The organism is Endozoicomonas sp. Mp262 (assembly GCF_025643335.1).
Taxonomy (GTDB): Bacteria; Pseudomonadota; Gammaproteobacteria; order Pseudomonadales; family Endozoicomonadaceae; genus Endonucleibacter.
In genome coordinates, this window is sequence record NZ_CP092489.1 from 1,543,029 (window position 1) to 1,556,607 (window position 13,579).

The 13,579-nt window shown below is 45.4% G+C and carries 15 protein-coding genes and 1 riboswitch; of the genes, 10 read left to right on the forward strand and 5 right to left on the reverse strand.

Annotation, left to right across the window (positions count from 1 at the left end; genetic code table 11):
- Positions 1-181: 181 nt before the first annotated feature.
- A complete protein-coding gene (locus MJ595_RS06690) occupies positions 182-1,588 on the reverse strand; it encodes an MATE family efflux transporter (RefSeq protein ID WP_263081658.1) in 1,407 nt (468 codons plus the stop codon).
- Between the two features lie 207 nt (positions 1,589-1,795).
- Here MJ595_RS06690 and mutM point away from each other — a divergent pair, with 207 nt between their 5' ends.
- The 5 genes from mutM (at position 1,796) to MJ595_RS06715 (ending at position 6,282) form a co-directional block, all read left to right on the forward strand.
- Positions 1,796-2,614 carry a bifunctional DNA-formamidopyrimidine glycosylase/DNA-(apurinic or apyrimidinic site) lyase gene (mutM, locus tag MJ595_RS06695; RefSeq protein WP_263081660.1) on the forward strand — a complete coding sequence of 273 codons (819 nt, stop codon included), beginning with the start codon at positions 1,796-1,798 and terminating at the stop codon, positions 2,612-2,614.
- A 57-nt stretch (positions 2,615-2,671) separates the two neighbouring features.
- A riboswitch (TPP riboswitch) is annotated at positions 2,672-2,788 on the forward strand.
- Positions 2,789-2,904: 116 nt separating this feature from the next.
- Positions 2,905-3,702, forward strand: a complete 798-nt coding sequence (gene thiD, locus MJ595_RS06700; RefSeq protein WP_263081661.1) for a bifunctional hydroxymethylpyrimidine kinase/phosphomethylpyrimidine kinase — start codon at positions 2,905-2,907, stop codon at positions 3,700-3,702.
- Between the two features lie 3 nt (positions 3,703-3,705).
- Positions 3,706-4,473, forward strand: coding sequence for an ABC transporter ATP-binding protein (locus tag MJ595_RS06705; protein ID WP_263081662.1), 768 nt, complete (start codon positions 3,706-3,708; stop codon positions 4,471-4,473).
- 5 nt (positions 4,474-4,478) lie between these two features.
- Positions 4,479-5,231: an ABC transporter permease gene (locus tag MJ595_RS06710; RefSeq protein ID WP_263081663.1), complete on the forward strand. Its 753-nt coding sequence runs from the start codon at positions 4,479-4,481 to the stop codon at positions 5,229-5,231.
- 43 nt (positions 5,232-5,274) lie between these two features.
- Positions 5,275-6,282, forward strand: coding sequence for an ABC transporter substrate-binding protein (locus MJ595_RS06715; RefSeq protein ID WP_263081664.1), 1,008 nt, complete (start codon positions 5,275-5,277; stop codon positions 6,280-6,282).
- 108 nt (positions 6,283-6,390) lie between these two features.
- Here the strand turns inward: MJ595_RS06715 and MJ595_RS06720 are convergent, their stop codons facing one another.
- Complete coding sequence (locus MJ595_RS06720; protein ID WP_263081665.1) at positions 6,391-6,663, reverse strand: hypothetical protein; 273 nt, start codon at positions 6,661-6,663, stop codon at positions 6,391-6,393.
- Positions 6,664-6,746: 83 nt separating this feature from the next.
- Here MJ595_RS06720 and MJ595_RS06725 point away from each other — a divergent pair, with 83 nt between their 5' ends.
- On the forward strand, positions 6,747-8,081 hold the full coding sequence (locus tag MJ595_RS06725) for a transposase (RefSeq protein WP_263078000.1): 1,335 nt from the start codon (positions 6,747-6,749) through the stop codon (positions 8,079-8,081).
- 98 nt (positions 8,082-8,179) lie between these two features.
- Here MJ595_RS06725 and MJ595_RS06730 read toward each other — a convergent pair whose 3' ends face one another.
- Together MJ595_RS06730 and MJ595_RS06735 are read right to left on the reverse strand one after the other, a co-directional pair.
- Complete coding sequence (locus MJ595_RS06730; protein ID WP_263081666.1) at positions 8,180-8,401, reverse strand: hypothetical protein; 222 nt, start codon at positions 8,399-8,401, stop codon at positions 8,180-8,182.
- Positions 8,402-8,520: 119 nt separating this feature from the next.
- A complete protein-coding gene (locus MJ595_RS06735; RefSeq protein WP_263081667.1) occupies positions 8,521-9,066 on the reverse strand; it encodes a hypothetical protein in 546 nt (181 codons plus the stop codon).
- A gap of 213 nt (positions 9,067-9,279) precedes the next feature.
- Between MJ595_RS06735 and MJ595_RS06740 the strand changes: the two genes are divergently transcribed.
- The 4 genes from MJ595_RS06740 (at position 9,280) to MJ595_RS06755 (ending at position 12,573) form a co-directional block, all read left to right on the forward strand.
- Positions 9,280-10,023, forward strand: a complete 744-nt coding sequence (locus MJ595_RS06740; protein ID WP_263081668.1) for a protein kinase — start codon at positions 9,280-9,282, stop codon at positions 10,021-10,023.
- Positions 10,020-10,409 (forward strand): hypothetical protein, encoded by a 390-nt coding sequence (locus MJ595_RS06745; protein ID WP_263081669.1) that lies wholly within the window; start codon positions 10,020-10,022, stop codon positions 10,407-10,409. Before MJ595_RS06740 ends, MJ595_RS06745 begins: the two co-directional genes overlap by 4 nt.
- Before the next feature lie 39 nt (positions 10,410-10,448).
- Positions 10,449-11,933 (forward strand): NAD-dependent succinate-semialdehyde dehydrogenase, encoded by a 1,485-nt coding sequence (locus MJ595_RS06750; protein WP_263081670.1) that lies wholly within the window; start codon positions 10,449-10,451, stop codon positions 11,931-11,933.
- A gap of 112 nt (positions 11,934-12,045) precedes the next feature.
- Positions 12,046-12,573: a hypothetical protein gene (locus tag MJ595_RS06755; RefSeq protein WP_263081671.1), complete on the forward strand. Its 528-nt coding sequence runs from the start codon at positions 12,046-12,048 to the stop codon at positions 12,571-12,573.
- Here the strand turns inward: MJ595_RS06755 and MJ595_RS06760 are convergent.
- Entirely contained in the window at positions 12,521-13,513 is a 993-nt protein-coding gene (locus tag MJ595_RS06760) for a LysR family transcriptional regulator (protein WP_263081673.1), read from the reverse strand. The genes MJ595_RS06755 and MJ595_RS06760 overlap by 53 nt on opposite strands.
- Between the last annotated feature and the right edge of the window lie 66 nt (positions 13,514-13,579).

A 13,579-nucleotide genomic window follows, 5' to 3' on the forward strand; every position in this document is an offset into this window, starting at 1 on the left:
GGGGCTTATGAATGAGGTTGGGTATATATTTAATTAGGAAAGCCCCCCGGGAGCCTGGACTTAAGGCTGTCGTATATGCTCCCAGGCCTTGTGTAACATAGGGTAACATGGTGCTCTTTAACGGTTTCTTAACAAAATAATAGCTGCTTTCACTTTTACTGCTCTTTTACCTCCGTTGTTTTTATCTCGCTATTTGTCGGCTGAAATCAGTTGTATTCATTTTGTTGATTTCTCTACGGCTGATGATTCTGAATCGAATCGCCAATTGTAGGGCAGCCAGTGATAAAGCAGTGACCAGACCGATCCATAAGCCATGGGGACCCATGGGTTCCGTAATAATATGGGTTAAGCCCAGCATATAACCCAAGGGCAGGGCCACAAACCAGCAGGCAACCAGAATGAGAACCATGGGAACCCGGGTATCTTTATAGCCACGGAGGGCACCATTGGAGGCTACCTGAATACCGTCGGCAAACTGGAATAGAGCTGCGAAGAACAGTAGTTCGGCTGCCAGGGCACTCACTGCCGGGTCTTTGGTATAAATAGACGTTATCCATTCCGGGAAAAAAAACATAATTGATGCGCTGATACTTGCGCTTAGCAATGTTGTGCAAATACCGGCATAGCCTGCGAAGGCGGCATCTTCCGGTTTTTTTGCACCCAAAGCCTGTCCGGTTCGAATGGTAATTCCCATGGAAATACTCAATGGCACCATAAAGGTAATACTGGTGAAATTCAGTGCAACCTGGTGTCCGGCAACAGTGACCGCTCCCAGCTTGCCAATAACCAGGGCCACTGCAGAGAAGATACTGGCTTCAAAGAAGATGGAGAGGCCCATGGGTAAACCCAGTTTAAGGTGATTAATGATGGTGGAGCTATCCGGCATTTCCCAGCGACTATAAATGCCAATATCTTTATGCCGTGTGCTGAAGCGGGTATAGAGAAACATCAGCAAAAACATTAACCAAAAACAGGCCGCGGTCGCATAACCGCAGCCAACACCACCCAGTTCAGGAACACCAAAATTGCCGTATATCAGCATATAGTTCAGAGGGATATTCAGCAGCAGAGCCAGTAGGCTGAACACCATAGCGGGTTTGGTTTGTGATTGTCCTTCACAATAACAGGCCAATACCTGATACAGACAGATAGCCGGTATCCCCCAGGACAATGCCATCAGGTACTCTGATGTCCGTTTAGCCAGGGCTGCCGGAACATCCAATAAATTTAAAATCCAGCCACAGTTATACAGGAATAAAATTCCAATCAAACTCAGTGCCAGGGCAATCCAGCTGGCCTGTCTGACCGGTGAACCTATTTTGTCTGTCCGGCCGGCACCATAAAGGTGAGCCACCGTCGGTGTGGTGGCCATGATAATGCCGCGGATCAATAAGTAGGCAGGAACCCAGATACTGGCTCCAATGGCGATGGCGGCAAGATCATCGGCTGAATACTGGCCTGCCATACTGGTGTCCACAAACCCCATGCCGGTTGTTGCCAGCTGGGCTCCCAGGATAGGGCCGGAAAGATAGAATAATTCTTTTAGCTCTCTGAAATAGCGTACAAAAATAGAAGCGTTCTTTGTCATTGTTGCTCACTGCAATTTATGCCGGCAGTTTCCCAGAGAAAAGCCGGGGCTTTTTATTCTATCAGTGAATATATAATTTCTTTGTCGTTATATTTCGAAATAATGAGTGGGATTTTTACCTATGCTTTTTATTTAATGCAGTGCTTTCGACAAAAAAAGCCATTGCTCTTATCATACTTGATAGTATGAGAAGGAAGTGTTGGTTGTATGCCAGAGTTACCAGAAGTTGAGACTACCCGCAGGGGAATTGAGCCCCATATAAAAGGCCGTACGGTTAAAGAAGTGATTGTGCGACAGCACCGTTTACGCTGGCCTGTGCCTGATGATCTTAGCCAACATTTGGCGGGGGCGACGATCAATAATGTTCGTCGCCGGGCTAAATATCTGTTACTGGAAACAGCCGAAGGGACTTTAATCGTTCACTTGGGTATGTCCGGGTGTCTTCGCGTCCTTAATGATCCTGACCAGCCTGTGGGCAAACATGATCATGTGGATATTGTGCTGTCTGACAACCAGCGACTCCGTTATACCGATCCACGACGGTTTGGTGCCATTCTCTGGACAGAGAAACCACTTTGGGAGCATGACCTGCTAAAAAAACTGGGGCCGGAACCCCTCAGTGATGATTTTACGGCACAGCGTTTATTGATGATGTCCCGTGGCCGAACCCAGGCCGTTAAGACATTTATCATGGATAATCATGTGGTGGTTGGCGTAGGTAATATTTACGCTAATGAAGCACTTTTTAAAGCAGGCATCAGACCTGATCGTCCCTGTGGCAAAATATCCCAGACCCGGTACGAAAGGCTTGTGATTGCCATCCGGGAAACACTGGTGAAAGCCATTGAACAGGGGGGGACTACACTCCGGGACTTTGTTGGCGGGGACGGCAAGCCAGGCTATTTTAAACAGGAGTTGGCAGTCTATGGTCGGGCCGGACAAAACTGTGTCAAGTGTGGCAATACCATCACAGAGATAAGGCTGGGTAATCGCAGTACCTGTTTCTGCAAAAGGTGCCAGCGATAATGAATATCAAATTTCCTTGCCTTGTGGACATGGCCTTATAAAGTCCATAGACTTTCCCACCGTTGGTTGGGGTGTTGCTGGTGGCTTTTGTACCGGTAACTGAGACAGCAACAAGCTGAACCCATTGAACCTGATCCAGATCATACTGGCGTAGGAAACCGACGGACCCCTCAAGAAGCTCCCTGATAAAGGGGCTGCTTCAAGATTTATTCCGCCAGAAAATTCCTCGCCAAACAGCTTCTGAGCTGACCGTATTTTTATCCATAATAACGCAGGAGTTTCTTGACGGTATGTCTCCTATTGCTCTTACAATTGCCGGATCTGACAGTGGCGGCGGCGCGGGTATTCAGGCTGATCTGAAGGCCTTTTCTGCGCTTGGTGCCTATGGCTGTAGCGTCATTACAGCGCTGACTGCCCAAAATACCCGGGGTGTTCAGGGTATTTTTAATGTGGATCCGGAATTTATTGTGCAGCAGCTACAGTCCGTGTTTTCAGATCTTGATATCAAGGCCGTGAAGGTGGGCATGCTTAGTCATACCGGCGTGATCGAGGCGGTTGTTGATGCCATAGAAAAATACGCGCCGCCTTACCTTGTGGTTGATCCAGTGATGGTGGCCACCAGTGGTGATGTACTGTTGCAACAACATGCCATTCATTGTTTGAAACATGCACTCATTCCAAAAGCTAATCTGATCACTCCCAACTTACCTGAAGCGGCTGTTTTACTGGATCGTAAAAGACCCGAAAGCTTGAGTGAGATGATGGATATGATGGAACCCTTGATGGCGCTGGGTAGTGAAGCAGTGCTGTTAAAAGGAGGACATCTGGCGGGTGATAAGGCCATTGACCTGTTTCATGATGGCCAGACCCTTCATCAACTGGAAGCCCCCTGGGTTGAAACCCGAAATACCCATGGCACAGGCTGTACATTGTCTTCAGCCATCACGGCCTTGCTGGCCCAAGGTTATAGCTTGTCTGAAGCGGTGCGTGGAGGTAAAGAGTATATCGCAGAAGCGATTGCCAATGCCGATCAGTTGACCATTGGTAAAGGTCATGGTCCTGTTCACCACTTTTATCGAAACTGGTAAGTCATGTTCGATGTCATTGTAAAAAACGCCGGGCTGTCTTATGGCAAGCAACGCATCTTTTCCTGCCTTGACCTAAGGCTTCAGGGAGGACGCTGGACTTGCCTTCTTGGAGGCAGCGGCGTTGGTAAAACCAGCCTGCTGCGTTTTATTGCCGGTTTATCCACAGGATCAAATGTCCATACAGTGGGATCGGTAACCTGTGAGGATGGCTTTCCCCTTAAAGGCCGGATTGCCTGGATGGCACAGCAGGATCTGTTATTACCCTGGTTCAGTGTTTTAGACAATATCACCTTGGGGGAAAAACTAAGGACGCCTTTTTTTCGTAAAAGCCGTCTCAAGCCTGAAGTGAAGGAGAGGGCTTGCCATATTCTCCAGCGGGTAGGTTTACAGGATAAAGCAGGCGAGTTACCGCAAAACCTTTCCGGAGGTCAGCGACAGCGCGCTGCTTTAGCCCGGACATTAATGGAAAACCGTCCACTGGTGTTAATGGATGAACCCTTTGGTGCATTGGATGCCATTACCCGGCTGAACCTTCAGGATCTTGCCTGTGAACTGCTGGCAAACAGAACGGTACTGTTGATTACCCATGACCCACTGGAAGCATTGCGACTGGGACATCAGGTCTATCATCTACGTGGTCAACCCGTTTCACTCACCGATGCCATCGAACCACCAGGACAAACGCCCCGGTCACTGGAAGACAGTAGTCTTATGAAGCTACAGGGACAGCTATTGGATCGCCTGCGCTATGAAGAACATGAGGCTGAATAATTAACATGCGTGACACATTTAAACCACTGATTGTTTTTTTGGGGTTATTGGTGATCTGGCAAGTACTTGTGATCACTCTGGAAATTCCATCCTATATTTTGCCGGGTCCCGATAAAGTGGTTTTCAGTATCTATGATAATGCCGAGCTGTTATGGGAAAACACACTGATCACACTGTCAGAGATGTTGATGGGCTTAATTCTCGGAGTGTTATTTGGCGTTATTCTTGCGGTGATACTGGTGTATTTCACACCGCTACGGCCCTGGTTATTACCGATTCTGCTAATTACCCAGGCTATTCCTACCTTTGCCATGGCGCCGATTTTGATGCTTTGGCTGGGCTATGGATTAGCTTCAAAAGTGGTTATGACCATTCTTATGATCTTTTTTCCTGTGGCGACCTGTTGCTATGACGGACTCAGGCATACCCACCAGGACTGGCTGGATATGGCGCAAACCATGGGGGGAAGTCGCTACGCCATTATGAAAAATATTCGCTGGCCTGCCGCCTTGCCTGCTCTGGCATCCGGGCTTCGAGTAGCTGTTGTGGTGGCACCCATTGGTGCTGTGGTGGGGGAATGGGTGGGTTCCAGTGCCGGATTAGGCTATATGATGTTACAGGCTAATGCTCGCCTCTGGGTAGACCAGATGTTTGCAGCACTTTCTGTTTTAGCCTTTTGTTCTGTCAGCCTTTACTTCCTTACCGATGGTTTTCTGCGTTGGTTGATTCCCTGGCAGCAGGAAACAGCGAAACATTAATGTTTCATTGTCAACAGCCCCTACTACCTGAGAAATTCATCCTATGACTAAAAGACTGAAGTTAGCCTTTATGCTGCTGTTTTGCTTTCTGCCTGTGATGGCTATGGCCGATGAAGCAAACGTGAAAGATATTAAAAAAGCAGCAATGCCATCGTTGAAGAAAGAGAAGGATACAAAAGAACTTAACCTGATGCTGGAGTGGTTCGTGAATCCAGATCATGGCCCTATTATTATTGCCCAGCAAAAAGGCTATTTCGATCAGTTAGGTGTGAAGGTAAAGATTCAGGAACCCGCTGATCCCAACTTGCCTCCAAAGTTAGTGGCAGCAGGTGATGTTGATTTAGCGGTTTATTATCAGCCAAGTCTGATTCATGGGGTTGAACGGGGGCTTCCATTGATATGGGCTGGTACTCTAATCGCCAATACCCTGGATGGGGTTATTACCCTGGATGATGGGCCTGTGAAAAGCCTTGCTGACCTGAAGGGCAAGACTATTGGCATGAGCTCTAACGGTACTGAGTTTCCTAAGCTGGATGAAATTTTCAAGCCCTATGGATTCAGCTCAAAGGATATCAAGGTGGTGAATGTTGGCTGGAATTTGTCCTCGTCCCTAATGAGTGGTCAGGTGGATGCTGTGGTGGGAGCTTACCGTAATTTCGAAATGAATGTCCTGGCGATGCATGGTGCAAAAGGCAAGATGTTTTACTATGAGGAAAATGGCGTGCCTCCTTATGATGAGTTGATATTTATTGCCAATAAAAACAAAAATGATAAGGAGGCCATCAGGCGTTTTCTCCGGGGTGTGGAACTGGGGACTCAGTATATTACCAATAATCCGGAAGAGGCCTGGAAAATTTTCAGGGACTACAACCCAAAGCAGCTGGATAACGAACTCAATAAACGAGCATGGTTTGATACAGTTCCCTATTTTGCCAAGCGACCCGCTGCAAAGGATATTGGTCGATATGACCGATTTACCCAGTTTCTTAAGGGACATGGGGCTATCAAGAAAAAACTGAGGGCCAGAGATTATATGATCAGCCTGTATTGAGTTCTTTTGACTATGAAGGACACTAAAATTCTTCGTGTCCTTCATAGCTCCAGAAACGCCTTTGGCAACAGCTTAGTGATGCCGGGAACCAGGCAATATCAGGTATATTTAAGCCTTTCGTCCCCAAAGCGTGACCCTTGCACCTTTTCCTGAACGGGTTTCATACCAGAACTCAACACTTTTAATGGCCCGTGCTTTACCAGAAAGGTTCAGGGGTTCTGTACGGCCACCATCATTAATCAATTTGCGGATATCAAGCTTTTCACTCTTGCCAATATAGTAGTTTACTTCTACTTTCTTAAAATTAACGGCGGCACCATTAACTTTAAGCTGTAGAGCATCAGCAATTCCCGCAGACTTGATTAAAGCCCTTAATAACAAGGGCTGTAGCTTGGTAGCCTCTTGCTAAAATCGCAGACTATCCGGTAGAATTTCACCACAATAATAATAACGATGCTCATGTTGTGCCGCTAACGAAACCAAGAACCATTGCTGAAAAACTGCTCAAAATAGTCTCTGATGAAGCGGGTCAAATTCCAGACTTTCGCAAGAAAAGCCAACATGACAAAATTGTCCTTCATGATGCGGTCATGAGTGGCCTGGCAGTCATGCACCTGAAATACCCTTCATTACTGGCTTTTGATCAGGATTGTGTCAATAACCCAGATAGGCTCAAGAACTTAAAGTCGATGTACAATGTCAGCTGTGTCCCCAGTGATACCTATCTGAGGGATCTGATTGACCCTATCGAAACACGCTATTTAAGGAAGTTCTTTACCCGCCTGTTTGCCTTTGTGCAACGATCTGGGCGGCTTAAGCAGTTCACTTATTTTGAGGAAGGGTATCTTGCGCCTATCGATGGTACGGGGCACTTTTGCTCAGGGAAGATTAGTTGTCCTGAGTGTTGTGTAAAAAAGCCAGGCAGCAAAAATCCGCAATACTACCATCAGTTACTGGCCTGCTGTCTGGTAAAGCCGGGCAAGAAAGAAGTATTACCTTTAATGCCTGAACCCATCATCAAACAAGTTGATGCGTCAAAGAATGATTGTGAGAAGGTAGCGCTCAAGCGGCTATTGGCGAATTTATCCAGAGAGCATCCGCACCTGCCACTGGTTCTGACTTTTGATGACCTGTACTCAGATGGACCGACCATCAAGTTGGTAAAGTCCTTTGGCTATAGCTTCATTATGGTGGCAAAGGATTCAACCCATGAGTCGTTATACCAGGCCGTCGATGAGCTGGATTGTGCAGACAAAGTGGTGCGCTATGAATATACCGATGATAAAGGGTTTACGCACTGGTTCCGGTTTGTGAATGGTGCCCCCATTAACAAGTCACACCCGGATGTGCTGGTTAACTTTCTCGAATATATAGAAATTGATCCAGAGGGCAACAAGAAGTACGTCAACACCTGGGTCACGGACATTGAGCTTTCAGCCGAGAACGTGAATAAATTCATGCGAGGAGCACGCGCTAAATGGAAAATTGAAAACGAAACGTTCAATACACTGAAAACACAGGGCTACCATCTCGAACACAATTACGGGCACGGAAAGCAGCATCTGGCCAGCAATCTGGCATGCCTGACTTTTACGGCCTTCCTCATCAACCAGATAGAACAACTGTCTTGCAAGCTCTTCCAGGAAGCGCTCAAGATAAAAAAGTCTAAAAAGGCATTCTGGCATGCCATACGAGGGCTGTTTGACTGGTTCTGCATTGATAACTGGACAGACGTATTTACAGCTATCATTGAAGGGCGAAGTGTGAGCTTGAAGTTGCTGACTGTCGATACGACATAGAGCGTTGATGTTAGCCCTGTGACCTGTGTTACCTGTCATTAAAACCGACTGCCGATATAGCAGCAGTCTGGCTCTGTTCATCCGCGATAAAATCATTTTTAATTAACTGAAAATGTGCCAGCCGGAATCTGGTTTGCGGGAATTGCTGGTAGAGCATCATAGCGGCCATCCCCAAGCCCTATATTAATCTCCCCCTTGGTTATTTTATGGGTTACTGCCCTTTCTCCCAGCTTTTCCCACTGCCATTGACCGGCCTGGGCCAGTGATATGCTGAGTGTGAGTGTAACAAGAGTAATTAGAAATACCTTGATTTTGTTCATTTTATATCCTTTTTAATTTATTTATAGGAAGGGTTCTAAAAAGCAGTCCGATGGTACAGCTAAAAGTGGTTAGGTCAAAGCTGCAAGAGGTGAAATATTTATCAATGGCAGGATAAAAATCAGGCACAGTTGGTATTAGTAGGGTGGTCTGGGCTACTTTCAGCTTTTTTATGGTCTATGGCGATGGACTGCTCTCTCAGCAGATGATGAATACGGTTCATTCGGTCATCAATATGAGCAAACCGCTCTTCAATGGTTCTGTGAAGGGCTGTGAAATGGTCATTGATGTTTTTTTGTATATGATCAAAGCGATTTGAAATACTATCAAACCGTCGCTCAATTTTTACTATACGTTGATCAAGGCTATGGTGTCGTTGCTCTGACTGATTTGAGAACAGGTTTATTTGCTCCCTGATAATGGCTATATGCTCACTTAATTTTGTATGGTGACTATCCAGTTTCTGAGTGGCTCGCAAGTTCATCTCGCTTGTTTGAGCCAGTACCTCCAGTTTTGATTCAAGTTTCTCACTTTTGGCCTGTATAGGTTTTAGCCGGTCAAGGGTGACCCGGTGATAAAGTTTCAGATCATTAGTCAGTTGTCCAAGGCTTTCCTCTAACCGCAACAATGCGGATTCAATATCACAAATTCGACGTTCATTGCTCATGGGATTGAATTATCTGTAGGAAGTGATTTTATCAAAGCATAGCTTACTGGTATTGCTATGTTATAGAAGTGCTGGTTATTTCTACTAATGTGGTATGTGAATTTTACTTTTATTAATATGAATAATTGTTGTTTTACTAATCTGGGAATGTTTTTGTTGTCAATAATAAATGGCTTGAGCCTATACACCCTGTTTAATAGACTGCTTATACCTATGATGTTATTTTTTTTAAGGGACTTTTATGGATTTTGCATTGCTGCTCCACTCGAAGGGTGTCCACTATGTTTTGCTAATCAGAATTTAGCTTCGTGCGCAGATAGTATTTCAAGTGATATTTGCAGTTGCAAGGATTTTTCTATCATAGGGCATTCTGGCGGACAGGGAGATTTTTTTCTTGGGTTAAATGGAACTAGTTTTATTAAGTGCTCAAAGAAAATCAATGTCGGGCCAACAGAAAATAATACTACCTTAAAAGATATTATCATGATGCAGGGTAAAAAAATAAAGCGAGGTCAGCGTGATACCCGTTGCGATTTAATCAGGGAAGCGGCTGTATTATATTATTTAGATAATGAACGAGTGATAAAGCCATTAGGTTTTTATGATAATGGCAATGCTTTTTTGTCGATCGAGGCTTGTAATATCGATCTGCTTGAGAAGGTTAACTTAGGAGGGGAGCTTGATGGAAAAACAGTATTTGCTCAACTTTTGGAGGCTTTGAAATATATTCATCAAAGAAATATTCTTCATATGGATTTGAAACTCGATAATATTTTTTTAAAAGGGGTAGATATTGTTCTTGCTGATTTTGGGAGGGCAGTTTCGATAGGGTGTGATGAGTGTTTAAAGTTTATTCAAAAAATATTGAATGGAGACGGTTTGAATATCATATTGATCCTTTTGTTAGAAGAGGAAATAAACCTACCGCAGAGTCAGATATATGGTCTGCCGGTGTGATTGTATTATCACTTTTTTTACGTATAGATAAGATTTTTGAAAAAGGGTTTTATGATGAGTCCTGTAAAGAGTTTTCCGAGGCTTTAAATACAGAGATTAATAAGGTTTTTTTTGGTGAGCTTGAAATGAGTAGTTTTCGTAAAGAGTTAGAATGCTATGGTTATTCTATGAACTGGTTACAGATGCTTTGTTCATATGCATATTATAGCGAACTGGCGGTTTATCATTTTCTTAAGGCTTATTTGATTAGGTTTTTAGGCAGTAGAGGCGTTTCTATAGATCCTTTTTTTTTAGAAAACTTCCAATTAATTACTGAAATGTTTCATCCAGACCAAAAAAAAAGACCCAGTGCTAAAAAGTTGTTACAAGAAGTAAAGTGGCAGTGAATAGCATAAGTTACACTGGCTCTGTTAAGATTTGATAAAATGTCTCCTTTTTCAGGACTTAATGCCGTGTTGAAGTTAAAAGATGGCGAGCTGCTTAAACAGCAGGCTTATATTAATGGGAACTGGCTGGACAGTGATAGATATCATGTGGTGATTAATCCTGCTAATGGAGAACAAATTGCCAGTGTGCCTGATCTTGGTGCCAGTGATACCGCAATTGCGATTGCAGCAGCGGAAAAAGCACTGCTAACCTGGCGAAAGAAAACCGCAAAAGAGCGGGCAGAGTTTCTGAAACGCTGGCATGACCTGATTCTGGAGAATCAGGAAGATCTGGCAAGAATTATGACGGCAGAACAAGGCAAGCCTTTGGCGGAATCCCGGGGAGAGATTGCTTATGGTGCCTCTTTTATTGAGTGGTTTGCTGAAGAGGGCAAGAGAGCTTACGGAGAGATAATTCCTGCTCATTTGCCGGGCCGACGAATTATGGTCACTAAAGAGCCTGTGGGTGTGGTGGCAGCGATCACTCCCTGGAATTTTCCTAATGCCATGATTGCCCGCAAGGCAGCGCCAGCATTAGCTGCGGGGTGTACTATTGTCATTAAACCGGCTGAAGATACCCCTTTATCAGCTTTAGCCATGGCGGAACTGGCTGAACGGGCAGGAATTCCAAAAGGTGTTTTTAATATCGTCACTACCGCCCGCCCTGCTGAAGTGGGGGGAGAGATGACGTCTAATGCAACCGTTAGAAAGCTTTCCTTCACAGGGTCAACGCCTGTTGGCAAATTATTGATTAAGCAATGTGCCGATACAGTGAAGAAAGTATCCCTTGAGCTGGGCGGGAATGCACCCTTTATCGTATTTGATGATGCCGATATTGATAAAGCCGTGGCAGGGGCTATTGCCTCAAAGTTTCGTAATGCCGGACAAACCTGTATTTGTAGCAACCGGATTTTTGTGCAGGATCCTGTCTATGATGAGTTTGTTGAAAAATACACTTCAGAGGTCAATAAGTTAACTGTGGGGCCTGGCCTTGATGGAGAGTATACCCAGGGGCCTCTGATTAACAGGGCGGCAGTGGTTAAAGTGAGTGAGCATATTAATGATGCGGTATCAAAAGGGGGACGTATTTTAACGGGAGGACGTTCTCATGCTTTGGGTGGTAACTTTTATGAGCCAACCGTCATTGCTGATGCGTCAAAGGATATGCAGTGCTTTAGAGAGGAAATCTTTGGGCCTGTGGCACCGGTATTTCGTTTTAAGGATGAAGAGATGGTTATTGCTCTGGCTAATGCCACAGAGTATGGGCTGGCTTCCTATTTTTATGCCCGTGATTTAGGGCGAGTGTTCAGGGTAGCTGAGGCCCTTGAATACGGTATGGTTGCAGTGAATGAAGGCATACTCTCCACAGAAGTGGCTCCCTTTGGAGGGTATAAAGAATCAGGTGTAGGACGGGAAGGGTCAAAATATGGCCTGGAAGACTATCTGGAGATGAAATATATCTTACTGGGAGGCTTGGATAATTGATCCTGAAAAGAAATTTTAGCCCAGCCACGGCAATTATGTACTAGGCTGTTGATGCCATTGTTAATGGCCTGTTTGGTGTTATGGATATCAGCTTTCCTGAGGTTGACAAACTATGCTGAATGAAAAGGTGACTTATCAGCAGGTTATTGCTGTTTTTTTGTTTAGCATGGCCCTGTTGTTACAGGGCTGTTCTGCACCCTCAGGGCAAAAGGCCATCTCCCAAAAGGAAGCCGATCAAACGCCTTACGGCGAGTGGCTGCTGCTTAACCCGCAGGATATGCAGGAAAATCTGGTGGCCGGAGGACTGATAGCCTGTCGGGAAGCGGTGACCAATGGTGATAGCACATTATGCAGTGACAATGGCTATATGCTCGTTGTCCTTGAACGAAACTTTGGCTATGGCTGCACTGATTATGTTACCGCTGGGGCTATAGAGTATAACCTTGCAGATAAAAACTGGTACTTGATTTCTGATGCCGGAGATTCTGGTAAAAATGAAAGACTCCGGGTGGAGAGAAATGGGAAGCAACTTTATCTGTACCCGGAAAAAGGCAGTAAGCTCATCTTTCAACGTTCCAGTGTTAAGGCTATTGAGAAGAAAGTGGATCGCATGTGCAAGATAGTCCACTCTCCGGACTAATTATCTTTGCCGCTTCAAGTATCTGCTTTCTTAGCCAGAGCAAGCCGGGGTCACTGTCTTTTAAAGGGTGCCATGCCAGCTGGTGACGATAGGTTAAATGAGTGTTGGCTAAAGGGTGCCAGGTAAAGTTAAAACACCGTTGGTAGTATTTTGCCACAGCAGAAGGGAGTACTGTCACCATGTCCAGCTTCTGCATCAGCCGTGGCACAGCAACAAAACCGGTGACCCTGACTGCAATATTCCTTTCTATCCCCTGCTGTTGGCACCATTGATCCATTAATGCCTGGGAATGTCCCCAGTTGGATGGGTAAATAAACTTCAGGGATTGTATTTGCTCGGCAGTGACGGGACTAAAGGCCTTTGTCAGTGGCGTTGAAGAAACCACAACCAGTTCTTCATCCAGAAAGAAGCTGTGTCTAAGCCGGTGGGAAAGGTGGTCGGGTTGCTCAAAGCCGATGACCAGATCCACTTCACCGCTCTCCAGCTCACGGGCGTAGTCACTGGCCTTCAGGCTTTCCAGTTCTACCCTGATTTCCGGTGCATTTTGTTCCAGTTGTTCCATAAGTACTGGAAGCAGCATTAATTCTACATAATCTCCCCCCGCCAAACGGAATTTTTGTTGACTCTCAGCAGGGTTATAGACGGGCCTCCGGTTAAGTCCCTGATCCAGTAATAGCATGGCCTGACGAATAACAGGTGCCATTGCCCTGGCTTGTTCTGTTGGCGCGACTCCGCCATGCACGGGTAAAAAAAGTTCGTCCTGAAATTGCCTGCGCAAGCGAGCCAGGGCATGGCTGATGGTGGATTGTGACAGCTTTAATTGAACCGCAACCCGGCTGACACTTCCTTCTGTCATTAGCAGGTCAAAGACTCTGAGTAGATTAAGGTCAATGCGGTTGATGTCAGTCATCTGGGCGTGTTCTCTATATATCGATATCATTCATAGTTGAATGGTGAGGTTTCATTTTATCAATAATAGAAGGAGCCATAAAATCGCCACCATTAT